Source organism: Niveibacterium sp. 24ML (assembly GCF_026586805.1).
In the GTDB taxonomy this organism is placed as follows: Bacteria; Pseudomonadota; Gammaproteobacteria; order Burkholderiales; family Rhodocyclaceae; genus Niveibacterium.
Map to the genome: position 1 here is coordinate 1 of NZ_JAPFHA010000007.1, position 24306 is coordinate 24306.

At 60.9% G+C, this 24306-nt stretch carries 20 protein-coding genes, 1 tRNA gene, 1 other RNA gene and 2 pseudogenes; 19 read left to right on the forward strand and 5 right to left on the reverse strand.

Features of this window, described 5'->3' with window-relative positions; all coding sequences use genetic code 11:
• Nucleotides 1-198: 198 nt before the first annotated feature.
• The 5 genes from ssrA to OPU71_RS07805 all read right to left on the reverse strand — a co-directional run bounded on the left by ssrA (nucleotide 199) and on the right by OPU71_RS07805 (nucleotide 4271).
• Nucleotides 199-560: a transfer-messenger RNA gene (ssrA, locus tag OPU71_RS07785) on the reverse strand.
• A 50-nt stretch (nucleotides 561-610) separates the two neighbouring features.
• Entirely contained in the window at nucleotides 611-1291 is a 681-nt protein-coding gene (gene gph / locus OPU71_RS07790; RefSeq protein ID WP_267726973.1) for a phosphoglycolate phosphatase, read from the reverse strand.
• Nucleotides 1288-2004 carry a bifunctional 2-polyprenyl-6-hydroxyphenol methylase/3-demethylubiquinol 3-O-methyltransferase UbiG gene (gene ubiG, locus OPU71_RS07795; protein ID WP_267726975.1) on the reverse strand — a complete coding sequence of 239 codons (717 nt, stop codon included), beginning with the start codon at nucleotides 2002-2004 and terminating at the stop codon, nucleotides 1288-1290. The genes gph and ubiG overlap by 4 nt, the downstream gene beginning before the upstream one ends.
• A 109-nt stretch (nucleotides 2005-2113) precedes the next feature.
• On the reverse strand, nucleotides 2114-2842 hold the full coding sequence (locus OPU71_RS07800; RefSeq protein ID WP_267726979.1) for an OmpA family protein: 729 nt from the start codon (nucleotides 2840-2842) through the stop codon (nucleotides 2114-2116).
• A gap of 91 nt (nucleotides 2843-2933) precedes the next feature.
• Nucleotides 2934-4271 (reverse strand): TRZ/ATZ family hydrolase, encoded by a 1338-nt coding sequence (locus tag OPU71_RS07805; protein ID WP_267726982.1) that lies wholly within the window; start codon nucleotides 4269-4271, stop codon nucleotides 2934-2936.
• A gap of 210 nt (nucleotides 4272-4481) precedes the next feature.
• On the opposite strand from OPU71_RS07805, the gene gyrA reads away from it, so the two are divergent.
• From gyrA to OPU71_RS07900, 19 genes and pseudogenes are all read left to right on the forward strand, one after another.
• Nucleotides 4482-7088, forward strand: coding sequence for a DNA gyrase subunit A (gene gyrA, locus OPU71_RS07810; RefSeq protein ID WP_267726986.1), 2607 nt, complete (start codon nucleotides 4482-4484; stop codon nucleotides 7086-7088).
• Nucleotides 7085-8197: a 3-phosphoserine/phosphohydroxythreonine transaminase gene (serC, locus tag OPU71_RS07815; protein ID WP_267726990.1), complete on the forward strand. Its 1113-nt coding sequence runs from the start codon at nucleotides 7085-7087 to the stop codon at nucleotides 8195-8197. Before gyrA ends, serC begins: the two co-directional genes overlap by 4 nt.
• A gap of 9 nt (nucleotides 8198-8206) precedes the next feature.
• Nucleotides 8207-9274, forward strand: a complete 1068-nt coding sequence (pheA, locus tag OPU71_RS07820; protein ID WP_267726994.1) for a prephenate dehydratase — start codon at nucleotides 8207-8209, stop codon at nucleotides 9272-9274.
• A 9-nt stretch (nucleotides 9275-9283) separates the two neighbouring features.
• Nucleotides 9284-10396 (forward strand): histidinol-phosphate transaminase, encoded by a 1113-nt coding sequence (hisC, locus tag OPU71_RS07825; protein ID WP_267726997.1) that lies wholly within the window; start codon nucleotides 9284-9286, stop codon nucleotides 10394-10396.
• The gene (locus OPU71_RS07830; protein WP_267726998.1) at nucleotides 10393-11271 is read left to right on the forward strand and encodes a prephenate dehydrogenase; all 879 of its coding nucleotides are present in this window, start codon (nucleotides 10393-10395) and stop codon (nucleotides 11269-11271) included. Before hisC ends, OPU71_RS07830 begins: the two co-directional genes overlap by 4 nt.
• Before the next feature lie 157 nt (nucleotides 11272-11428).
• A pseudogene (gene aroA / locus OPU71_RS07835) lies at nucleotides 11429-12724 on the forward strand (3-phosphoshikimate 1-carboxyvinyltransferase); the annotation flags it as partial.
• 48 nt (nucleotides 12725-12772) lie between these two features.
• Complete coding sequence (argS, locus tag OPU71_RS07840) at nucleotides 12773-14506, forward strand: arginine--tRNA ligase (RefSeq protein ID WP_267727000.1); 1734 nt, start codon at nucleotides 12773-12775, stop codon at nucleotides 14504-14506.
• Nucleotides 14507-14794: a helix-hairpin-helix domain-containing protein gene (locus OPU71_RS07845; protein WP_267727005.1), complete on the forward strand. Its 288-nt coding sequence runs from the start codon at nucleotides 14507-14509 to the stop codon at nucleotides 14792-14794.
• Nucleotides 14795-14796: 2 nt separating this feature from the next.
• A pseudogene (gene cmk, locus OPU71_RS07850) lies at nucleotides 14797-15453 on the forward strand ((d)CMP kinase); the annotation flags it as partial.
• A gap of 108 nt (nucleotides 15454-15561) precedes the next feature.
• Nucleotides 15562-17265, forward strand: coding sequence for a 30S ribosomal protein S1 (gene rpsA, locus OPU71_RS07855; RefSeq protein ID WP_267727010.1), 1704 nt, complete (start codon nucleotides 15562-15564; stop codon nucleotides 17263-17265).
• Between the two features lie 12 nt (nucleotides 17266-17277).
• A complete protein-coding gene (locus OPU71_RS07860) occupies nucleotides 17278-17559 on the forward strand; it encodes an integration host factor subunit beta (RefSeq protein ID WP_267727012.1) in 282 nt (93 codons plus the stop codon).
• A 96-nt stretch (nucleotides 17560-17655) separates the two neighbouring features.
• Nucleotides 17656-17964 (forward strand): LapA family protein, encoded by a 309-nt coding sequence (locus tag OPU71_RS07865; RefSeq protein ID WP_267727014.1) that lies wholly within the window; start codon nucleotides 17656-17658, stop codon nucleotides 17962-17964.
• A gap of 4 nt (nucleotides 17965-17968) precedes the next feature.
• Nucleotides 17969-19144 carry a lipopolysaccharide assembly protein LapB gene (lapB, locus tag OPU71_RS07870; RefSeq protein ID WP_267727016.1) on the forward strand — a complete coding sequence of 392 codons (1176 nt, stop codon included), beginning with the start codon at nucleotides 17969-17971 and terminating at the stop codon, nucleotides 19142-19144.
• A 30-nt stretch (nucleotides 19145-19174) separates the two neighbouring features.
• Nucleotides 19175-20497: a UDP-glucose dehydrogenase family protein gene (locus tag OPU71_RS07875; RefSeq protein WP_267727018.1), complete on the forward strand. Its 1323-nt coding sequence runs from the start codon at nucleotides 19175-19177 to the stop codon at nucleotides 20495-20497.
• Nucleotides 20497-21438, forward strand: coding sequence for a D-glycero-beta-D-manno-heptose-7-phosphate kinase (gene rfaE1, locus OPU71_RS07880; protein WP_267727020.1), 942 nt, complete (start codon nucleotides 20497-20499; stop codon nucleotides 21436-21438). Before OPU71_RS07875 ends, rfaE1 begins: the two co-directional genes overlap by 1 nt.
• A gap of 10 nt (nucleotides 21439-21448) precedes the next feature.
• Nucleotides 21449-22456 (forward strand): ADP-glyceromanno-heptose 6-epimerase, encoded by a 1008-nt coding sequence (gene rfaD / locus OPU71_RS07885; protein ID WP_267727022.1) that lies wholly within the window; start codon nucleotides 21449-21451, stop codon nucleotides 22454-22456.
• An 11-nt stretch (nucleotides 22457-22467) separates the two neighbouring features.
• Entirely contained in the window at nucleotides 22468-23358 is an 891-nt protein-coding gene (cysM, locus tag OPU71_RS07890) for a cysteine synthase CysM (protein ID WP_267727024.1), read from the forward strand.
• 8 nt (nucleotides 23359-23366) lie between these two features.
• Nucleotides 23367-24020: a hypothetical protein gene (locus tag OPU71_RS07895; protein WP_267727026.1), complete on the forward strand. Its 654-nt coding sequence runs from the start codon at nucleotides 23367-23369 to the stop codon at nucleotides 24018-24020.
• A 92-nt stretch (nucleotides 24021-24112) separates the two neighbouring features.
• Nucleotides 24113-24189 (forward strand) — tRNA-Val (locus tag OPU71_RS07900).
• Nucleotides 24190-24306: the final 117 nt, after the last annotated feature.

Here is a 24306-nt window from a genome sequence, read left to right on the forward strand (position 1 = left end):
CTGCCTGGGGTGGTACGCTTATCCCTACGACAACTGCATCCCCGAATCGTTCACGGGGTTTTGCATCACCCTGTTAGCACGCCGTCTGGGAGATGTCGTGGCAGCAGTGCGTACCAAACGATCCGGCAAAGAAAAAGGCCAGAGTCCTAGATTTCTCTTGGGTTCTGGCCTTTGTTGCATCTACTTGGATGCGAGTTTTGGTGGAGGCGGCGGGAATCGAACCCGCGTCCGAAAGTCCTCTACAACCGGATCTACATACTTAGTCGGCCTATTTTGATTTAACGCTGTACTTTGCCGGACGACAGGCCCGCACAGCGCGAGCTACCTTGGATTTAGCTTTGCGCCAAGTAGCCCGGCGCATTGCGATTCCCTGTTTATAACGCTGCCGCGGGTTGCCCCGCCTGACCCAGGGAAGAATCAGTGCAGCGGTCCAGCCTTAAGCGGCTAGAGCGAAACGCTCGTCGTTTGCGTTTGTGGTTTTCCAGATGGATTTACGAGGTGACTGGTCCTCGGTATGCACCAAGCTGCTTCGCGACCCCCGTCGAAACCAGGTCGCCCCCATGTTCTAGATATTTGGGTGCCGGCCTCAATATCAAGCCCGGCAGAATTTCTATTGTACGTGTTCGTGAGACAAAGCGCCCAACAAACCGCTTGGGTCGCTGACGATCGCGTCGGCGCCCCAGCGATGAATGGGTTCGCCTTCGCCCAGATAGCCCCATGCTGCAGCAATTGTTCGCATGCCGGCGGCGCGCCCGGCTTGGATGTCGCGAATGTCATCACCGACGTAAACCGTCTGCGCTGCGGGGACGCCCGCCCGGTCACAGGCCAGGATCAGCGGGGCAGGGTGAGGCTTCGGGTGCGATGCGGTATCCCCGCTGATCACGCACGCAGCGCGCTCGGTGAGGCCTAGCGCGCTGACCAGGGGCTCAGTGAAGCGCGTGTGTTTGTTGGTGACGATTCCCCATTTGATGCCGCTTGACTCAAGCGTGGCGAGCACTTGATCCATGCCGTCGAACAGGCGTGTGAGTTCGCAGATCGCAGCGGTGTAATGCGATAGCACGCGCTGTGCGTGTGCTTGGTATTCGGGGTGTTCAGGTTCGAGCTTGAGTCCGACACGAAGCAGGCCTCTCACGCCTTGCGACGTAACGGGGCGGGTTGCTTCAAGGGGGAGCGGCGGGTGACCTTCTTCCATCAGGACGCGGTTGAGCGCAGCCCCAAGATCCGGTGCAGTGTCGGCGAGCGTGCCGTCGAGGTCGAACAAGACGCATCGTGTGCTGGTCTTGTGCTTCATAGTGGCTTGTGACAACGCACGAGGTAATTCACATCGGTGTCGCGCCCGAGCGCATAGACTTGGGTGATGGGGTTGAAGGTCATGCCGATGACCTCTTCAATTTCCAGCCCTGCGTCACGAGCAAAGCGCGCGAGTTCCGACGGTTTGATGAATCGTGCGTACTCGTGGGTGCCGCGCGGGAGCATGCGAAGCACGTATTCGGCACCAATGATGGCGAACAGATAGGACTTGGGGTTGCGGTTGAGTGTTGAGAAGAACACTGCACCGCCCGGTTTGGCAAGTTTGGCGGCCGCCGCTACGGTGCTTGCTGGATCGGGTACATGCTCCAGCATTTCCATGCAGGTCACGACATCGAAGGATTCGGGTTCTGCGTTAGCGATTTCCTCGGCAGAGACTTTCCGGTAATCGACGTTTTGTCCGCTCTCGTAAAGATGCAGACGCGCGACGCCCAGGGCTTTGTCCGATAGGTCGACGCCGGTCACGATTGCGCCCCGGCCGGCCATGCTTTCAGAGAGGATTCCGCCTCCGCAGCCGATATCGATCGCGCGTTTGCCGGTTAGCGTGGTGTGCTGGTCAATCCAGTCCAGCCGCAGTGGGTTGATCTGATGCAGCGGTTTGAATTCGGACTCTGGATCCCACCAACGGTGAGCAAGTTCGCTGAATTTGTGCAGTTCAGCCGGGTCAGCGTTCAAAGGGTTCGCGGTGGTCGTCATTGTTTGGCGTGTGCCGTGCGTTGAAATATCTGCAATTGTCGGGTGACGCGATGCGAAAAAAAAGCCCTGCTCCTCGGAGCAGGGCTTTCTTGCTGAAGTTCCCGGCGAATTACTGCTTGGTGCCGATCACTTCGATTTCTACGCGGCGATCCGGCTGCAGGCACTCAACCAGCTTCTTGTTCTTGCCGCTTTCCGCGCCGAGGTTCTTACACTGAGTAACCGGCTGGGTTTTGCCCTTGCCTTCGGTGTAGACACGGTTCGGATCAATCTGCTGGCTAACCAGGAATTCCTTGACCGCAGCTGCACGGCGCTCGGACAGAGCCTGGTTGTACTTGTCGCCACCGAGGCGGTCGGTATGGCCGACTGCGATGATGACTTCAATCGAGAGCGCCTTGGCCTTTGCTGCGAACTCAGTCAGCGTTGCCTTGCCTTCGTCGCGCAGCACAGCCTTGTCGTAGTCGAAGAGTGCGTCAGCCGCAATGGTGACTTTCTCGGCGGCAGGCTTCGGGCCCGGCACAACTGGTTTGGCTTCAGGTGCTACCTCAACCTTCTTCGGCTCGCACAGCTCTTTGGGCATCAAATCCTTGTCGCAGAAGCAACCGACCGGAAACTCGGAACCCTCAACCATGGTGGTCGAAGCCAGTTCCTTGGTCCAGTAGCCGGTACGCCAGCAGAGACCGGCTCCGCTGCGCACGACGGTGTTGCGGGCATCGATCGCGTAAGGCGCGACCTTCGTCGTCGGGACGATCTTGATCTCTTGTTGCTGCGCCATTGCGACCGGAACCAGACCGATCACGGCAGCAAACGCGACCACCAGCTTCTTGTAACCTTGTTTCATATTCTCCTCGTTGCAAGGCAAGTATTTTTTGCGAACCGAGATGGCCCGAAGTCCCCCGGCGCAGCGTGTTGTATGAACGCCACGCCCTGCTTTATTGGCTTTTCGCCGATGTTTTAAGAAAAGTTTGCCACATGGACAGGCGAGGCAGCAATTCTTTGTTGCGATCCCACAACATCGCGCCATCCTTGATTCTTGCTTGTCCTGCTATCCATACATGGGTGACGTGCTCTCTCCCGGCTGCATAGAGCAGGTGGCTGGCCGGATCAAAGCACGGACTGCATTCGAGACTGTTGAGTGCGACTGCGGTGAGGTCTGCCGCCTTCCCCGGCACGATTGATCCGATCGTTTCATCAAGCCTCAATGCTGCAGCGCCGTCGAGCGTTGCTGCGCGCAGTGCGGTGTGGGCCGGAAACGCTGCTGCATCGCCGCTGGTAACTTTTGCGAGCAATGCTGCGTGGCGCATTTCCTGAAACAGATCGAGCCGGTTATTGCTTGCAGCGCCATCGGTCCCCAAGCCTACTCGTAATCCCCGCTTATTCATGCTGGCAAGCGGTGCAGCACCGCTTGCAAGTTTCATGTTTGAAGTGGGGCAGTGGGCAATGCTGCAATTGTGCGCTGCAAGTATGTCAATTTCGTTTAGGTCGAGATGTACGGCATGGACGGCAATGAAGTCGGTATCGAGCAGCCCGAGCGACTGGATGCGTGCGAGTGGCCTGATGCCATGTCGGCTCTGGCTTTCTGCGATTTCGTCGCGTGTTTCATGCAAGTGCATGTGAACGGGCATGCCAAGTTCATGGGCGTACTGGACGATTCGTTCAAAACTGCGATCTGAGACGGTGTAGGGCGCATGTGGGGCGAGGCTGAATTGGATGAGCGAGTGGTCTCGCCAGTGGTCGCGCGCCGCCAGGCCCTTGCGCAGGTAGTCGTCGGCATCCGACGCGTAAGCGGTGGGGAATTCGATTACGGTGACGCCGATCATGGCCCGCATTCCCAGTTCAGCGAAGGCGCTTGCGGCCGCGTCAGGGTGAAAATACATCTCGTTGGCGCAGGTGATGCCTCCGCGGAGCATTTCGATGCCCGCGAGCAGGGTGCCGTCGCGCACAAATTCGGCAGATACACAGGCGGCCTCGGCGGGCCAGATAGCTTCTTGAAGCCATCGCATGAGCGGTAGGTCGTTGGCAATTCCGCGCATCAGGTTCATCGCGGCGTGGGTGTGCAGATTGACCATGCCGGGAATCAATACATGGTCTTGCAGCGAGACGCGCTCACGCGCATCGAAGCGTTGCTCCGCCTCCGCCAGTGGGCAGACAGCGTGGATCACGCCGTTTCGGATCGCGACGGCGTGATCCTCAAGGGTCACCCCGGCCGGCTCGATCGGAATCAGCCATTTCGGAGCGATCAGGAGGTCGATTGGTTCGCGGGCGTGCATGGTGCTGTCCTGGGTAAATTTTGGCCGATCTTAACGACGGCGCTGCGCGATGGCGAGGCGAGTGCATCAAGGGTTGCAGGCTGGCGGCCTCGGTCGTGTGTCCTTGGCCTGGAGGCGCTGCGGAAGGGGGTGTCGGACGTGTTAAGATCGTAAGCTTTTGGCAATTTGCCGTCTCTCCGGCCCAAAGCTGGACTTTTCATCGCGCGACACATGGATTCCTTCGCCAAAGAAACGTTACCGATCAGCCTCGAAGACGAGATGCGGCACTCCTACCTCGATTACGCGATGAGCGTGATCGTCGGGCGTGCCCTGCCAGATGCACGCGACGGCCTCAAGCCGGTCCATCGCCGCGTGCTGTTTGCAATGCACGAGTTGGGCAACGACTGGAACAAGGCTTACAAGAAGTCTGCCCGTATCGTCGGCGATGTGATCGGTAAGTACCACCCGCACGGCGATCAGTCGGTCTACGACACCATAGTCCGCATGGCGCAGGAGTTCTCGCTGCGCTACATGCTGGTCGACGGTCAGGGCAACTTCGGTTCGATCGACGGCGACGGCGCTGCGGCGATGCGCTACACCGAAGTCCGCCTCTCGCGCATTGCGCACGAGATGCTTGCTGACATCGACAAGGAAACCGTCGATTTCGGCCCGAACTACGACAACTCTGAAAAAGAGCCGCTGCTGCTCCCCGCCCGCATCCCGAACCTGCTGATCAACGGCAGCAGTGGTATCGCGGTGGGCATGGCGACCAACATTCCGCCGCACAACCTCGGCGAAGTGATCGAGGCTTGCCACGCCTTGCTGGCAAACCCCGAAGTCGACATCGAAGATCTGATCAAACTGGTGCCGGCACCGGACTTCCCGACCGCAGCGATGATCTACGGTCTGCATGGCGTGCATGAGGGTTACCGCACCGGCCGTGGCCGTGTCGTGATGCGCGCGCGCACTCACTTTGAAGACATGGAGAAGGGCAATCGTCAGGCGATCATCGTCGACGAAATCCCGTACCAGGTTAACAAGCGCACGCTGCTCGAAAAAATCGCCGAGTTGGTCAACGACAAGAAGATCGAAGGCATCAGCGAGATCCGCGACGAGTCCGACAAGGACGGCATGCGCATCGTGATCGAGCTCAAGCGCAATGAAATGCCGGAAGTCGTGCTGAACAACCTGTTCAAGCAGACCCAGCTGCAAGACAGCTTCGGCATGAACATGGTTGCGCTGGTCGACGGCCGCCCGCGTCTGCTCAACCTCAAGCAGATGCTTGAGTGCTTCCTCTCGCACCGTCGCGAAGTGGTTACGCGCCGCACGATCTTCGAACTGCGCAAGGCGCGCGAGCGCGGGCACATCCTCGAAGGCCTTGCGGTTGCGCTGTCGAACGTCGACGAAATCATTGCGCTGATCAAGGCCGCGCCGACGCCGCCAGTTGCGAAGGTCGAGATCATGGCGCGGACCTGGCGCTCGCAGCTGGTCGAAGACATGCTGTCGCGCGCCGCGGCCGACAATTACCGGCCTGAAGGCCTGCTGCCCGAATTCGGCTTGTCGGCGCAGGGCTATCGCCTCTCGGACACCCAGGCGCAGGCGATCCTTGAGATGCGCTTGCAGCGCCTCACCGGGCTCGAACAGGACAAGATCGTCAACGAGTACCGCGAGGTCATGGAGTTGATCGCCGATCTGCTCGACATCCTCGCCAAGCCGGCGCGGGTGACGCAGATCATTGGTGACGAACTCACCGCGATCAAGACCCAGTTCAGCGATCCGCGCCGTTCGGAAATCGTGCTGCATGCAGCCGATATCAACATCGAAGACCTGATCGCCCCGCAAGACATGGTGGTTACGCTTTCGCACACCGGCTACTTCAAGCGCCAGCCGCTCGCTGACTACCGTGCACAAAAGCGCGGTGGGCGTGGCAAGCAGGCAGCGTCGGTGAAGGAAGATGACTGGGTTGACCAGCTTTTCGTTGCCAACACGCACGACCACATCCTGTGCTTCTCCAGCCGCGGCCGACTTTATTGGCTGAAGGTCTACGAGGCGCCGGAAGGCAACCGCAATTCGCGCGGCAAGCCGATCGTGAACCTCTTCCCTCTGGTCGAAGGCGAGAAAATCACCGCCGTGCTGCCGGTGAAGGAATTCGACGAAGGGCACTTCATCTTCATGGCGACCTCGCAAGGCACCGTGAAGAAGACGCCGCTGACCGACTTCGGCAACCCGCGCAAGGCTGGCATCATCGCCGTGGGTCTCGACGAGGGCGACTACCTGATCGGTGTTGCGATCACCGATGGCAACTCGCAGGTGATGCTGTTCTCGGACGCCGGCAAGGCTGTGCGTTTCGACGAAACCGATGTCCGCCCGATGGGCCGCACTGCGCGCGGTGTGCGCGGCATGATGCTGGAAGACGGCCAGTCGGTGATCTGCATGCTGGTTGCGAACGGCGAAACCCAGCACGTGCTGACCGCCACCGAAAACGGCTACGGCAAGCGCACCCCGATCGGCGATTACACCCTGCATGGTCGTGGCACCAAGGGCATGATCGCGATCCAGGGGTCGGAGCGCAACGGCAAGCTGGTCGGCGCCGTGCTCGTCGATCCGACCGATCAGGTGATGCTGATCGCCGACAACGGCGTGCTGATCCGTACCCACGTCGACACCATCCGCGAGACCTCGCGCTCGGCGCAAGGCGTGACACTGATCAACCTGGATGATGGCGCCAAGCTTGCCAGCATCGAGAAGATCATCGAAAGCGACGCTGCAGTCGACGAGGCCGAGGGTGTTGAGGGCGAGGAGGGTGGCGCCAGCACCGATACCGGGGCCGCAGAATGACGCGCCCCTGGAACTTCGGCGCCGGGCCGGCAACGCTGCCGGAAGCGGTATTGCGGCAAGTTGCCGGTGAAATGCTCGACTGGCATGGCTCGGGCATGTCGGTGATGGAGATGAGCCATCGCGGCAAGGAGTTCATGGCCATCATCGAGCAGGCCGAAGCGGACCTGCGCGACTTGATGGCGGTGCCGTCGAACTACAAGATCCTGTTCATGCAAGGCGGGGCGATTGCGGAAAACGCAATCATCCCCTTGAACCTTGCGGGCAAGAACCAGAAGATCGATTTCATCGAAACCGGCTCCTGGACCACCAAGTCCTTGAAGGAAGCGCGTCGCTACGGTGATGTGCATATCGCGGCGTCAAGCCTCGATCCAGCAGCCAAGCAGGGCAAGTACACGTGCATTCCGAGTTTCGATCAGTGGCGCTTGCGTAGCGACGCCGCCTATCTGCACCTGTGCAGCAACGAAACGATTGATGGTGTCGAGTTCTTCGACTGGCCTGACATGGCCGCGCTGGGCGCGCCCGATGTGCCGGTGGTTGCGGATGTGTCGTCAGACATTCTCTCGCGGCCGCTCGATGTATCGCGCTTTGGTCTGCTGTTTGGTGGCGCGCAGAAGAACATCGGCCCTGCCGGGCTGACCATCGTGATCGTGCGCGACGACTTGCTGGATCAGTCAAATCCGCTCTGCCCGCTGGCCTTCCAGTACAAGACGGTGGCGGAGAACGGCTCGATGTTCAACACGCCGCCGACCTTCCCGATCTACATCGCCGGCCTGGTATTCCAGTGGCTCAAGCAGCAAGGCGGCGTGGAAGCGGTGGAGCGCACCAATATCGCCAAGGCAAAGCTGTTGTACGACGCGCTTGATGCCAGCGATCTCTACGTTTGCCATGTTGATCCGTCGGTGCGTTCGCGCATGAACGTGCCGTTCTTCCTGCGCGATGAATCGCTCAACGATGCCTTCCTTGTCGGCGCGAAGGCGCGTGGTCTGCTGCAACTCAAGGGCCACAAATCGGTAGGCGGAATGCGTGCATCGATCTACAACGCGATGCCGCTCGAAGGCGTTCAGGCGCTGGTCGACTATCTGCGTGAATTTGAACAAACCCGCGCTTGAGGGCTGCACGTGAGCGAAGAAGAACTGTCCCGTCTGCGGGCCGACATCGACCGGCTCGATCGTGAAATCCTTGAGCGTCTCGGCCAGCGTGCCGGTTGCGCCAAGAAGATCGGCGAAATCAAGCGCGGCCCGATCTATCGGCCGGAACGTGAAGCGCAGGTGCTGCGCAAGATCGCTGACCTGAACCCAGGCCCCCTGTCGGGCGAGGCGGTTCAGCGCATCTTCCGCGAGATCATGTCCTGGTGCCTCGCGCTGGAGCAGCCGCTGAAAGTGGCTTTCCTCGGGCCGGCGGGCACCTTCTCGGAATCGGCCGCCCGCAAGCACTTCGGTGGTGCGCCCGATTTTCAGCCGGAAGGCACGATCGACGAAGTCTTCCACGCGGTGGAATCCGGCGGTGTCGCTTACGGCATCGTGCCGGTCGAGAACTCGACCGAAGGTGCCGTGGGCCGTACGCTTGATCTGCTGCTCGCCAGTTCGGCCAGCATTTGCGGTGAAGTGAAGCTGCGCATCCGCCAGCATTTCTTGTCGCAAGCGGCGTCGATCGGTGCGGTCAAGCGCATCTATTCGCACTCGCAGTCGCTCGCGCAATGTCAGGACTGGCTGGCGCGACACGCGGCGGGAGTGGATCGCGTGCCGGTCGCGAGCAATGCCGAAGCGGCACGCATGGCATCGACCGATCCAGAGTCCGCCGCGATTGCCGGTGAGGCGGCCGGGCAGTTGTACAACCTGAGCTTCCTCGCCTCCGATATCGAAGACGATCCGAACAACACCACGCGCTTTCTGGTCATCGGCAAGCACGACGCGGGCCCTTCCGGCAAAGACAAGACCTCGCTGGTGTGCTCGGCGCCGAACCGCCCCGGTGCGGTGTTCTTCCTGCTTGAGTCCTTCGCCAAGCACGGCGTCAGCATGAGCAAGCTCGAATCGCGCCCCTCGCGCACCGGCTTGTGGGAATACGTGTTCTACATCGACGTTGAAGGCAACCGGGCGGACGAGGGGGTTGCGAAAGCGCTCGCTGATCTGCAGGACCGCGCCGCCTTCGTCAAGGTTCTGGGCTCCTACCCGGTCGCAGCCCTCTAAGGATTTGGCATGAGCACCATCGTTCAGAAGGCACCCGAGTACATCCGTTCGATTTCGCCCTATATTCCGGGCAAGCCGATTGCAGAACTTGCGCGCGAGATGGGCTTGCGCGAAGAAGACATCGTCAAGCTGGCCTCCAACGAGAACCCGCTGGGTGCGAGCCCCAAGGCGATGGAAGCGGCCACGCGCGCGATCGCCGAAATCCACCGCTACCCGGACGGCAATGGCTTTGAACTACGCGCAGCGCTGGTGAAGAAGTTTGGCGTTTCGCCAGAGCAGATCGTCCTGGGCAACGGCTCGAACGATCTGCTGAACCTGTGCGCGGCTGCGTATCTGAATCACGAAACCTCAGCGGTTTACTCGCAGCACGCCTTCGCGGTGTATCCGCTGGCGGTCAAGAGCGCGGGGGCGATTGGCATCGAAGTGCCGGCCAAGGCCTTCGGGCACGATTTGCCTGCGATGCTGGCAGCGATTCGCCCCGACACGCGGATCGTCTTCATCGCGAATCCGAACAACCCCACCGGTAACTTCCTTCCTGCGGCGGAAATCGAGGCCTTCCTCGACGCCGCACCGGACGATGTGCTGGTCGTGCTGGACGAGGCCTACAACGAATATCTTGAGGCGGCGCAGCGCTACGACAGCGTCGCGTGGCTCAAGCGTTACCCGAACCTGGTCATCACCCGCACCTTCTCGAAGATTTACGGGCTCGGCGGGCTGCGTGTTGGCTACGGGCTGGCCAATCGCGAACTGGCGGATCTGCTGAACCGGGTGCGCGAGCCGTTCAACGTGAATAACGTTGCGCTTGCGGCCGCGGCGGCAGCGCTGGCCGATGAAGACTTCGTTGCGCGCAGCTATGCCGTCAATCGCGAAGGCATGGCGCAAATCGTTGCGGGGCTGAACGCGCTCGGGCTGGAGTACATCCCCTCATCGGGCAACTTCCTGACCTTCCGCGTTGGCGACGCCGGCACGATCAACCGCAAGTTGCTGGAGCAGGGCGTCATCGTGCGCCCGATCGCCAGCTATCAGATGCCCGAGTGGCTGCGGGTGACGATCGGCTTGCCGAACGAAAACGTCCGTTTCCTGGATGCGCTGGCCAAAGCGCTTGGCAAGGGCGGCGCATGAAACCGTTCGGGCGGGTTGTCGTCTGCGGCGTTGGCCTGATCGGCGGCTCGTTTGCGCTGGCGCTCAAAGCCAAAGGACTGGTGCGCGAAGTGGTCGGAATCGGCCGCACGCGAGCCTCGCTTGAGCGCGCACGCGAACTGGGCGTGATCGACACGATCGCGACTGAATGGCCCGAAGCGCTCGATGGTGCAGAGTTGGTGCTGCTGGCCATGCCAGTGGGGCAGATGGAAGCCGTGATGACCGCGATGGCGCCGCATCTGGGGCCGGATACCCTTGTGACCGACGCGGGCAGCACCAAGCGCGATGTGATCGAAGCGGTCTACACCCACTTCAAGACGCACCTCGAACAGATCGTGCCTGCGCATCCGATCGCCGGCGCAGAGAAAAGCGGGCCGGACGCCGCGCGCGCCGATCTCTATGCAGGGCGCAAGATCGTGCTGACCCCGCTGTCCGAGAACCGGCCGGAAGCGATCGCCCGCGTGCGCGAAGCCTGGGCGGCGACCGGTGGCCACTTGCACGACATGACGCCGCAGGAGCACGACCGTGTTTTTGCCGCCGTCAGCCATTTGCCGCATCTGCTGGCCTTTGCACTGGTGCATGAAGTGTCCGGTCGCGCGAATGCCGAGCAGTTGTTTGGTTTTGCCGCCGGCGGATTCCGGGATTTCACGCGAATCGCCAGCAGCCACCCGGAAATGTGGCGGGACATCTGCGTTGCCAACCGGCATGCACTGCTCGCCGAGCTTGATACTTACCTGACCGAGCTGGCCTGGATCCGCGCGCTGCTCTCGCAGGCTGATGGCGATTCGCTGCAGAAGCTTTTTGGCGAAGCGCGCGATGCGCGTGAGGCGTGGCTCGCCGGCAAGTTCGACGCCTGAGAAATCATGACGCTTTCTACTGCGCAACCCGATGCAGTGGCTGCGATGCTCGCCGTACCGGATGTACGGCTGCGCTTCTCGCCCCAGCCTCGGGCTGCTCGCGACGAAAGCCTCACGATTTCTCCCGCTTGCAGTTAGACCCAATTTGGATTTCTCCATGGAATACCTAGATCTGGCGCCGGCTTCCGGCGCCGCCGGAACTATCCGTCTGCCGGGCTCGAAGAGCATCTCCAATCGCACTTTGCTGCTCGCGGCGCTGGCGGAAGGGCGCACCGAGATTCGCGACTTGCTCGCCTCGGACGACACCGAGCGCATGCTGGAGGCGCTGGCGGCGCTGGGCTTGCCGCCGCAGTCCTTGGGTGATCTGAACTGGGCGCTGCAGGGCGGCGCCGGGCAGTTCCCCAACGCGAGTGCTGATCTGTTTCTGGGCAATGCCGGCACCGCGTTCCGCCCGCTGACTGCGGCGCTGGCGCTGGCCGGTGGCCACTACAAACTCTCCGGCGTGCCGCGGATGCATGAGCGCCCGATCGGCGATCTGGTCGATGGCCTGCGGCAGTTGGGCGCCGACATCACCTATCTGAGTCACGACGGCTATCCGCCGCTTCAGATCCAGCCAGCGACGATCCAGGCCGGCGGTGTGGTGCGCGTGCGTGGCGATGTGTCGAGCCAGTTCCTGACCGCGCTGCTGATGGCGCTGCCGCTCTTTTGCAAGCGCGCCGGGCAGGCGACGACGATCGAGGTGGTGGGCGAGTTGATCTCCAAGCCCTACATCGAAATCACGCTGAACTTGATGGCGCGTTTTGGTGTGGTGGTTGAGCGCGAGGGGTGGCAGCGTTTCACCGTGCCGGCTGCGAGCTACCGCAGCCCGGGGGTGATCCATGTTGAGGGCGATGCGTCGTCGGCGTCGTACTTCCTCGCTGCTGGCGCAATTGGCGGCGGCCCGGTGCGGGTTGAAGGGGTCGGCCGCGCGAGCATCCAGGGCGATGTCGCGTTTGCCGAAGCCCTTGAAGCGATTGGCGCCCGGATCACGATGGGTGACAACTGGATCGAAGCTGCCGCGCCTGCCAGTGGCAAGCTGCGTGCGTTCGACCGCGACTTCAACCACATCCCGGACGCGGCGATGACGCTCGCGGTGGCGGCCCTGTTTGCCGACGGCCCCTGCCGCCTGACCAACATCGCGAGCTGGCGCGTCAAGGAAACCGACCGCATCGCCGCGATGGCGACCGAGCTGCGCAAAGTGGGCGCGACGGTGGAAGAGGGGCCGGACTGGCTGCGCGTGACGGCGCCGGCCGAGCTCACCGTGAATGCCGCGATCGACACCTATGATGATCATCGTATGGCGATGTGCTTCTCGCTGGTGAGCCTTGGTGGCGTACCAGTGCGCATCAACGACCCGAAGTGCACCGCCAAGACTTTCCCCGATTACTTCGACGCCTTCGCGTCGGTCTGCAGGAGATAAGAACGTTGCGGCGCCACAGGCGGCCGCGCGTTCAGAAGTGCCATGACATTCACACAAACGATCTACCAGCTTCTTGATTCCCGTGTTGCTGCCGCGCTGGCGGCCGCTGGCTGCGAGGGCGTACCCGCCGTGATCACCCCGGCCGCTCGCCCTGAGTTCGGCGACTATCAGGCCAATGGCGTGATGGGCGCGGCCAAGGCGCGCAAGCAGAACCCACGCGAACTGGCGCAGCAGGTTGTCGAGAAACTCGATCTGGCCGGCATCGCCAGCAAAGTTGAAATCGCAGGGCCGGGCTTCATCAACATCACTCTGGATCCGGCCTTTCTCGCTCAGCGCGTGAGCGCGGCGCTGGGTCGCGAGGATCTGGCCGTGCCACATCCGGCGCCGCAGCGCGTGGTGGTCGACTACTCGTCGCCCAACCTGGCGAAGGAAATGCACGTCGGCCACCTGCGCTCGACCATCATCGGCGACGCGCTCGCACGCGTGCTGCGCTTCCTCGGCCACGAGGTTATCGCCCAGAACCACATCGGCGATTGGGGTACGCAGTTCGGCATGCTGACCGCTTTCCTGGTCGAGGTGGAGCAGGGCGCCGATACGGAAATGGCGCTGTCCGACCTGGAAGACTTCTACCGCCGCGCGAAACAGCGGATGGATGAAGATCCGGCCTTTGCCGACACCGCGCGCGAGTACGTGGTCAAGCTGCAAGGCGGTGACCCGCACATCAACATGCTCTGGCGGCGCTTCCTCGAAGTGTCGATGCATCACTGCGAGGCGGTCTACGACACGCTGGGGGTGGGCCTGACGCGCGCGGATCTGCGTGGCGAGAGCGCCTACAACGACGCGCTGCCGGGCATCGTGGCCGATCTGCAGGCGAAGGGCCTGGCGGTCGAGAGCCAAGGCGCTCAGGTGGTGTTCCTCGATGAGTTCAAGAACAAGGATGGCGAGCCGCAGGCCTACATCGTGCGCAAGCAGGACGGCGGCTTCCTGTACTCGACGACCGACCTGGCTGCGGTGCGTTATCGCGTTGACGAACTCAAGGCCAATCGCGTGCTGTACGTGGTGGATCAGCGTCAGGGGCTGCACTTCCAGCAACTGTTCACGCTGGCACGCAAGGCGGGCTACGCCGACGCCACAGTCTCGCTGGAGCATGTCGGCTTCGGCGTGATGCTGGGCGAGGACAACAAGCCGTTCAAAACCCGCTCTGGCGGCACGGTGAAGCTGGCCGAACTGCTTGAAGAGGCGGTCGAACGCGCCTTCGTGCTGGTCTCGGAGAAGAACCCGGATCTTGCCGAGGAAGTGCGCTGGGAGATCGCTCGTGCCGTGGGCGTCGGCGCCGTGAAGTACGCCGATCTGTCGAAGAACCGCGCGAGCGACTACGTCTTTTCGTGGTCGTCGATGCTGGCCTTCGACGGCAACACCGCGCCCTACCTGCAGTACGCCTACACCCGCAGCGCCAAGGTGCTGCGCGACGCGGCGACGTCGGCGGTGGCCGATGCGCCGGTGATCCTGGAAGAGCGCGCCGAGCAGGTGCTCGCGCTGCAACTTGCGCGTTTCGCCGATGCCCTCAACGCGGTCGCGAAGGATACGGCGCCGCATCAGCTGTGCGCCTACCTGTTCGACCTGGCTGTCGTGTTCAGCCGCTTTTACGAAAACTGCCCGGTGCTCAAGAGTGAAGGCGCCTTGCGCGCCAGCCGCCTGCAGCTGTGCCGCCTGACGGCCGATACGATCAAGACCGGCCTTGGTTTGCTCGGCATTGCCACGCTTGAGGTGATGTAAATGCGTCGCGCGCCGGTCGCGCTGCCGAAGGATGTTGCGGCCGAACTGCTGCGCATCCCCGGTATCGGGCCGGCGATGGCGGGCGACCTGTACGCGCTCGGCGTTCGGCGCCTCGCCGATCTCGCCGAGGCAGATCCGCAGGCGCTTTACGACCGCCTGTGCAAGCTCTCAGGCGTGCGACAAGACCCCTGCGTGCTCTACACCTTCCGTTGTGCCGTGTATTTCGCGCGCCATACGGATCACGACCCCGAGCTGCTCAAGTGGTGGAACTGGAAGGACCGCACATGAACATCCCCGTCATCGCAATCGACGGCCCCACCGCCTCCGGCAAGGGTTCGGTCGCAGCCCGGGTTGCCCGCGCTTTGGGCTGGCACTACCTCGATTCGGGCGCGATCTATCGCGTTCTTGCGCTCGCCGGGTTGCAGCGCGGCATCGCGCTCGATGACGAAACGGCGCTCGCAGCACTGGCGCCGCAACTCGACGTGCAATTCGTGGGCGACACCATCCTGATCGACGGCGTCGATAGCAGCCTGGATGTGCGACGCGAAACCACCGGCAACGCGGCATCGAAGATCGCCGTCTTGCCCGGCGTGCGCACGGCGCTGATGGCGCGGCTGCGCGCCTTCCGCCAAGCCCCCGGTCTGGTTGGCGATGGCCGCGATATGGGGTCGGTTGTGTTTCCGGATGCGCCCTTGAAGATTTTCCTCACGGCGAGTCCCGAAGCGCGTGCTGAGCGCCGCTATAAGCAGTTGATTGAAAAGGGATTGGCTGCTAACCTAGAGAGTCTTGTGCAGGAGTTGCGCGAGCGTGACGCACGCGATGCCAGTCGCCCGGTTGCGCCGCTGAAGCCCTGTGAAGACGCCATCCTGCTGGACACCACGCCGCTTTCGATTGATGAAGCGGTCGCTTTCGTTCTGCAGCAAGCCCAGACGCACCAGCTTTGCTAACGCCCTGAGCCCCGATGGACACGGCTCCGGCCGCTGCGTTTTTCGCTGCGGACCGGGTTTGTTTTTTCTTTTTCCCGCCATCGCAAGATGGCAACAGGTCATTCTTCCATGTCTACTTCTATTCCCGCTCCCGATAGCTTCGAGGCCCTCTTTGAAGAGAGCCTTAGCCGCCAGGAAATGCGTGCCGGTGAAGTCATCACCGCTGAGGTCGTTCGCGTCGATCACAACTTCGTGGTCGTTAACGCCAACCTGAAGTCCGAGAGCTACATTCCGCTCGACGAGTTCCGCAATGATCGTGGTGAGCTCGAAGTTGCCGCGGGCGACTACGTCCAGGTCGCCATCGAAGCCCTCGAAGATGGTTTCGGTGAATCCCGTCTGTCGCGTGACAAGGCCAAGCGCATCGCCGCCTGGAACCACCTTGAGGCTGCACTGAACGACGGTGATCTGGTCAAGGGCGTCGTGACTGGCAAGGTCAAGGGCGGTCTGACCGTCATGACCAATGGCATCCGTGCATTCCTGCCGGGTTCACTGGTCGATATGCGTCCGGTGAAGGACACGACCCCGTTCGAAGGCAAGGAATTCGAATTCAAGGTCATCAAGCTCGACCGCAAGCGCAACAACGTTGTGGTGTCGCGTCGCGCTGTGCTCGAAGCTTCGATGGGTGAAGAGCGCGAGAAGCTGCTGTCCTCGCTGCAGGAAGGTACCGTCGTCAAGGGTATCGTCAAGAACATCACCGACTACGGTGCGTTCGTTGACCTCGGTGGCATCGACGGCCTGCTGCACATCACCGATCTGGCTTGGCGCCGCGTTCGTCACCCGACGGAAGTCGTGCAGGTCGGTGACGAAGTCACCGCGAAGGTCCTTAAGTTCGACGCCGAGAAGAACCGCGTCTCGCTGGGCCTCAAGCAGCTGGGCGAAGATCCGTGGGTGGGCATCGCTCGCCGTTACCCGTCGGGCACCCGCCTGTTCGGCAAGGTTACCAACATCACCGACTACGGCGCGTTCGTTGAAGTCGAGCAGGGTATCGAGGGTCTGGTCCACGTGTCCGAAATGGACTGGACCAACAAGAACATTCACCCGACCAAGGTTGTCCAGCTGGGCGACGAAGTCGAAGTGATGATCCTCGAAATCGACGAAGACCGTCGTCGCATCTCGCTGGGCATGAAGCAGTGCAAGGCCAACCCGTGGGATGACTTCGCTCAGACCTTCAAGAAGGGCGATCGCGTCAAGGGCGCCATCAAGTCGATTACCGACTTCGGCGTGTTCATTGGCCTGACCGGCGCAATCGACGGCCTGGTTCACCTGTCCGACCTGTCGTGGTCGCTGACGGGCGAAGAGGCGATTCGCAACTTCAAGAAGGGTGACGAAGTCGAGGCCATCGTGCTGTCGATCGATGTCGAGAAGGAGCGCATCTCGCTGGGTATCAAGCAGCTCGATGGCGACCCGTTCACCACCTTCATCGCTACGCACGACAAGAATTCCATTGTCAATGGCACGGTGAAGTCGGTTGATGCGCGCGGTGCAGTGATCGCGATGAACGACGACGTCGAAGGCTATCTGCGTGCTTCGGAGTTCTCGCGTGATCGCGTTGAGGATCTGTCGCAATTGCTGAAGGTTGGTGAAGTGGTTGAGACCATGATCATCAACGTCGATCGCAAGACCCGTTCGATCAACCTGTCCGTGAAGGCCAAGGATCAGGCTGAGCAGAACGAAGTCATGCAGAAGTTCTCGGCAAATGACACTTCCGCTGCCAGCGGCACCACCAACCTTGGTGCGTTGCTGAAGGCCAAGCTCAACAACCCGCAGCAGTAAGCCTTGTTAGTCATGACGAAGTCGGAGTTGATTGCCAGGCTGGCGGAGCGTTTTCCGCAGCTTGGCGTGAAGGATGCCGACTACGCCGTGAAAGTGATTCTCGATGCGATGACGCTTGCTTTGTCGCGCGCCGATCGCATCGAGATCCGGGGTTTCGGCAGTTTTGCATTGAATTACCGTCCGCCACGGATGGGGCGCAATCCCAAGTCCGGTGAGAAGGTTGAAGTGCCGCAGAAGTACGTGCCGCACTTCAAGGCAGGCAAAGAGCTGCGTGAGCGTGTGGACGCCCAGTAGGCGATGGCGGACGAGTATTGAGTTGTTCCAAGAAGGCGGCGTGAGCCGCCTTCTGCTTTTTTGGCGGCTGACGCGTGTTTGCGGGATAATTGCAGGATGCGCTTACTGCTCTGGCTCCTGCGTGCCTTGGTGTTCTTCCTCCTTCTTGGCTTCGCGCTCAAGAATGATGCGATCGTCACGCTACGCTTCTTCTTTGAATCCGAATGGCGTTTGCCGCTGATCGCGGTAATCCTGTTTGCTTTTGTTGCCGGCGTTTTGCTCGGTATCACCGCTGCTGTGCTGACTCTACGCAATCAAAGGCGCGAAATACGGCGCTTGCGTGAAAACATGTCCGGCGTTGCAGCGTCCGTGTCGTCTATCTCCGTGCGGGACGCTCCGCCGGCCGATTACCCGAAGTCAGCCTGAATCCATGGAATTTGAACTCTGGTGGTTACTCGCCTTTCCGATCTTCTTCGCCTTGGGCTGGGTCGCGGCGCGAGTCGATATCAAGCATCTGGTGAAGGAGTCGCGCGCGCTTCCGCGGTCGTATCTGACTGGATTGAATTTTCTTTTGAATGAGCAGCCTGACAAGGCAATCGACTCATTTCTTGAGGCGGTCAAGGTTGATCCGCAAACAGTCGAACTGCACTTCGCGCTCGGGAGCCTGTTTCGCCGACGCGGCGAACTCGATCGTGCGATCCGGATGCATCAGACCTTGGTGGATCGTGACGATCTGACGTCCGAGCAGCGCGCGACTGCCCTCTCTGAATTGGGTCAGGACTTTCTCAAAGCGGGTTTGCTTGATCGCGCAGAGGCTGTGTTTGTGAAGCTCCGCGATACCGGGATGCGCGAGTTTGCACTCAAGCAACTCCTTGAAATCTATCAGCAGGAGAAAGACTGGGCCAAGGCGATCGAAGTTGCGCGAGCCTTGCCTAACGCCGACTCTGCGCTGATGCTCAAGGAGATCTCCAATTTCCATTGTGAGTTGGGCGCGAACGAGTTGGCGCGCGGTCAACTTGAAGCCGCGGCCACCCAGTTGCAACGTGCCCTCGACGTCAATCGGCAGTCGGTCAGAGCGAACATGCTGCTGGGTGATGTACGCCTCGCACGTGGCGATGTGGCTGGTGCGGTGGAGGCTTGGCAGCGGGTCGAGCAACAGAATCCGGTCTATCTTGCCTTGGTCGCAGAGCGGATCATGGATGGTTTCAGCCGCCTTGATCGTCAGAAGGACGGAATGCAGCTTCTGCATTCTTACCTTGAGCGCTATCCCTCGCTGGATCTGCTTGACGCGGTTTTCCAGTGGGAGCTTGAGCGTGATGGCCCCGACGCCGCCTACAAATTGGTCCGTGAGGAGTTGCGACGCAACCCCACGATTCTCGGCTTGGACAAGCTCCTTGAAGCCGCATTGCTCAATGCTGCGCCTGAGCAAAGGCAGGATATCGAGTTGGTGAAGGGCTTGATTCATGGGCATACGCGCCGTGTGGCGCGCTATTGCTGCGATGCCTGCGGCTTTAAGGCGCGACAGTTCTATTGGCGTTGCCCGGCCTGTGGTGGCTGGGAGACCTACCCGCCGCGTCGAAGTGAAGAGTTTGACTTGACGCCCTGATTTGGCGTCGATCTGAGTGGAGTCAGCAAGGTGAAAGTGACTGTTGTAGGTACTGGCTACGTGGGGTTGGTGTCGGGCGCGTGCCTGGCCGAGATGGGCAATGACGTGCTTTGTCTGGACGTCGACCCGAACAAGATCCGCATTCTCAAGGAGGGCGGCATCCCGATTCACGAACCCGGCCTTGACAAGGTTGTTGAGCGCAATGTGGCTGCTGGCCGCCTTCACTTCACCACCGACGTGGAAGAGGCGGTCCGTTTCGGCACGATTCAATTCATCGCGGTCGGCACGCCGCCGGATGAAGACGGTTCAGCGGATTTGCAGTATGTGCTGGCCGCGGCACGCAACATCGGCCGCCTGATGACCGACTACAAGGTGATCGTAGACAAGAGCACGGTGCCCGTGGGTACCGCAGACAAGGTTCGCGCTGCGGTTGCCGATGAGCTATCCAAGCGCGGCGTTGAGGTCGGGTACTCTGTGGTCTCCAACCCCGAGTTCCTCAAGGAAGGCGCTGCGGTCGAAGACTTCATGAAGCCTGATCGCATCGTTGTGGGTGCTGACGACGAGCAGGCGGTGTACTTGATGCGGGCGCTCTATGCGCCGTTTCAACGCAATCACGACAAGCTGGTGGTCATGGATGTCCGTTCTGCGGAGCTTACGAAGTACGCCGCAAATGCAATGCTGGCAACGCGCATCTCGTTCATGAACGAGCTTGCGTTGCTTGCCGAGAAGCTGGGCGCCGATATCGAGTTGGTGCGCCAGGGCATTGGCTCCGATCCGCGCATTGGGTATCACTTCTTGTATGCCGGATGCGGTTACGGCGGCTCGTGCTTCCCCAAGGACGTCAAGGCCTTGATCAAGACGGCCTCGGATGCGGGCAAAGATCTCAAGGTGCTCAAGGCCGTCGAGGATGCGAACGACGCGCAGAAGCTGGTGCTGGTCGAGAAGATCGTCAAGCGCTTTGGCGCGGACCTATCAGGAATGCGCTTTGCCTTGTGGGGGCTGGCTTTCAAGCCGAACACCGACGACATGCGTGAGGCCACCAGCCGCGTGGTTGCGGCCGAGTTGTTCAAGCGTGGCGCGACGGTCACCGCGTACGACCCGGTTGCGATGGATGAGGCAAAGCGAATCTTTGGTGACGAGCCTCGTCTGAGCTTTGCGAAGAATCCGATGGATGCGCTTGAGGGGGCTGATGCCTTGGTGATCGTCACCGAGTGGAAGGAGTTTCGCAGCCCCGATTTCGATCGCATCAAAGGCGTGCTCAAGAGCCCTGTCGTGATCGACGGCCGCAATCTGTACGATCCCAAGCTCCCCCGTAGCTTTGGCCTTGAATACCTTCCCATCGGACGCCCGTAATGCGCAATCTGCCGCCGCTTCCGCATACTGCTGCCGCTCGAGTGCTCGTCGTCGGCGATGTGATGCTTGATCGCTACTGGTTTGGCGATGTGAACCGGATCTCGCCGGAGGCGCCCGTCCCGGTTGTGAAGGTTGAGCGGAGTGAAGAGCGCCCCGGGGGTGCTGCCAACGTTGCACGCAATGCGGCAGCGTTGGCGGCGCGTACCGTACTGTTGTCGGTGGTTGGCGCGGACGAACCCGCCGCAGCGCTTGGTCGTCTGCTTGAATCGGATGGGGTTACCGCCTGCTTGCAGACCGACCCGGATCTGGCAACCACCGTCAAGCTGCGGGTCATTGGCCGTCAGCAACAGTTGCTGCGCATCGACTTTGAAACCTGGCCGAATCATGAGTCGCTGCAAGCGACCTTGACCGAGTTCCGGTCGCGCTTGCCTGAGTGCGATGTCGTTGTACTGTCGGACTATGGCAAAGGTGGGCTCACCCATGTTGCCGAAATGATCGGGCTGGCGCGCGCTGCGGGTAAGCCGGTTCTGGTTGATCCCAAGGGCGACGACTATTCGCGTTACCAGGGCGCGACCTTGCTGACGCCAAACCGCTCGGAGCTCCGCCAGGTGGTTGGCAAATGGAAGGACGATGCAGACCTTGCTGCGCGTGCCCAGAAGTTGCGCGAGGCCTTGTCCCTCGACGCCCTGCTGGTGACCCGATCGGAAGAGGGCATGACGCTGTTCCGTGCAGACGGCGTCGTTCATGAAGGGACCCGTGCGCGCGAGGTGTATGACGTATCAGGCGCTGGCGATACGGTGATCGCAACGCTTGCTGTCATGCTGGCTGCCGGCGCGTCCATGGTCGATGCCATGCGTTGGGCCAATCATGCCGCGGGCATTGTGGTGGGCAAGCTTGGCACGGCTACCGTGACCCTCGACGAAATCAAGATTCCAGACTGAGGAGGCGCAAATGTCGCGCTATTACATCGTGACCGGCGCCGCCGGGTTCATCGGATCGAACATCGTTGCTGGCTTGAACGCCAAAGGCATCGACAACATCATTGCCGTCGACAACCTGTCGAAGGGGGACAAATTCAAGAATCTGGTGGGCTGTGAAATCGCCGATTACCTCGACAAGAAAGTCTTCCTCGAAATGATCGAGGGTGGCGAACTTGACGGTTCGGTCGAGGCAATTCTTCATCAAGGCGCGTGCTCCGACACCATGGAGCAGGACGGTCAGTACATGATGGAGAACAACTACCGCTACTCACTTGAGTTGCTGCGTTTTTGTCTGGAACAGGAGGCGCAGTTTCTCTACGCCTCGTCGGCGTCGGTGTACGGTGGTGGATCGGTTTTCAAGGAGGATCGTCAGCACGAAGCGCCCTTGAACGTCTACGCCTACTCCAAATACCTCTTTGATCAGGTTGTGCGCCGGGCGCTCGGAGAGGGGGGCTCGCAGATTGCCGGCTTCCGCTACTTCAACGTCTATGGTCCGAATGAGCAGCACAAAGGGCGAATGGCTTCTGTTGCCTACCATTTCTTCAACCAGTACCGCGATAACGGGAAGGTTCGGTTGTTCGAAGGCCAGGACGGGTATGGCAATGGCGAGCAGCGTCGCGACTTTGTCTTTGTGGAAGATGTCGTGAACGTGAACTTGTACTTCCTCGATAGTCCCGCCCTTTCCGGGATTTTCAATCTTGGCACCGGCCGCGCGCAGAGCTTCAACGATGTTGCGGTGGCAACCGTGAATGCCTGCCGTGAGGCTAAAGGCGAGCAGGCGCTTTCTCTTGCGCAACTGCAGGCGCAAGGATTGATCGAGTACATTCCTTTCCCGGATGCGCTCAAGGGCAAGTATCAAAGCTTCACCCAGGCAGACATGGGCCTGCTACGCGAGGCTGGGTACACCCAGGCCTTCCACGATGTGGCGCAAGGCGTGGGCAAGTACGTCAAGGTCTTGCAGCAGCGTGCTGGTCAATAGGTAGAGCCCGAATGCCATTTCTGACGCTTGAGGATTACGTCGGGCGCACGCCGCTGGTGAGGCTTAAGCGCATCACCGCCGGCCGCAACAATGTCATCCTCGCGAAACTCGAAGGCAATAACCCGGCGGGCTCGGTCAAGGATCGACCTGCGCTTTCGATGATTACCCGCGCCGAGGCGCGCGGCGATATTGCTCCAGGCAGCACGCTCATCGAGGCCACCAGCGGCAATACAGGCATCGCCCTGGCGATGGCCGCTGCAATGCGGGGCTACAAGATCATCCTGGTGATGCCAGAGAACCAGAGTCTCGAGCGTCGCCAGACCATGCGGGCATTCGGTGCTGAACTCATTCTCACGCCGCGCGAGGGTGGTATGGAGATGGCGCGCGATGTTGCTGAGCGCCTGCGGGATGAGGGGAAGGGCGTGATCCTCGATCAGTTCGCCAACACGGACAATCCGCTCGCTCACTACGAAGGTACGGGCCCTGAAATCTGGCAACAGACCGACGGCCTTGTCACGCACTTCGTCAGCAGCATGGGGACAACCGGCACGATTGTTGGCACCTCGCGTTTCCTGAAAGAAAAGAACCCAGAGATCCGGATCATTGGTTGTCAGCCCGCCGAAGGCGCCCAGATTCCCGGCATTCGCAAGTGGCCGCAGGCCTACTTGCCAAAGATCTATCAGGCGGAGCGCGTTGATCAGCTGGAGTACGTAAGCCAATCGGATGCTGAAGACATGACGCGCCGCCTCGCGCGCGAAGAGGGCATCTTTGCCGGGATCTCCTCGGGGGGCTCTATGGCTGTTGCAATCAGGCTGGCCGCCTCACTCGAAAATGCGGTCATTGTGTCAATCGTATGTGATCGAGGGGATCGCTACCTTTCGACCGGCGTCTTCCCGGGGTGAGCATAGCGATGCTTGATTGTGTGTCGTTTCAGTTGGGGATTGAGCCCGACGTCGAGGCTATCCGCTGTGTTTACGACCTTGATCCCGCCCTTTCGGATTCTGACCTGGCGGAATATGCCTACCAGCGGCAGCGTGCTTTGGAGGGGGGCGATTTGCTTCCTCCCCATCTGATGCGCGTCTCGCATGTGTCGACGCTGAGACTCTCGGGGGGGCGGGTTGCCATCAATACCGCCGCTCGTAAAACGCATGGGGAGCGGGCCTTGCTCGCGTCGTTCCTCGGTGAGCTGCGCCAGACTCCAACTTTGCTGTGCTGTTGGGGCGATGCCGCGCAGCAATTGTCAGTACTTCGCTGTCGGGCCATGTTCTATCGGCTCGATTTGACCGCAATCGAGCGCTGCGAGGATTTGTCGCGATCGGTCTTCGGCAAGATGTCCTTGGTGCATCTCGCTCGCATGCTTGGGTTTTCGCATCCTGGATCGGGCTCATTCAAAGCGGATGCGAAGGGGGCTGAGCACGAGGATAGGATGAGTTGGCTCGTCTCAGAAGCCGGGGCTGCCCTCGCGCTGGTTGCGCTCCTGAGACAACAGTGCATGACGGGTGAGTTGACAGCCCAAGCGTGTGAATCAATCGAGGATGCCCTTCGTGTTGCGATGCAATGTTGATAGCGCCGAGTCGAAATCGAAGCGGTCTGCGAAAAAAATTGCCAAGATGCATTGACAGATCGTAATTCACAGCTATAATCATGCTTCTCTTTAGGCGCGTAGCTCAGCTGGTTAGAGCACCACCTTGACATGGTGGGGGTCGTTGGTTCGAGTCCAATCGCGCCTACCAACACCCAAGCGGAGCGGTGATGAATTCGCGAACTTGCACGACGGTCAGTCCGTAGTATCAGGGTTCGCTCGGTTCATACGCTTCGATTGAACGAAAAAGTGCGGCCCTGTGGTCGCA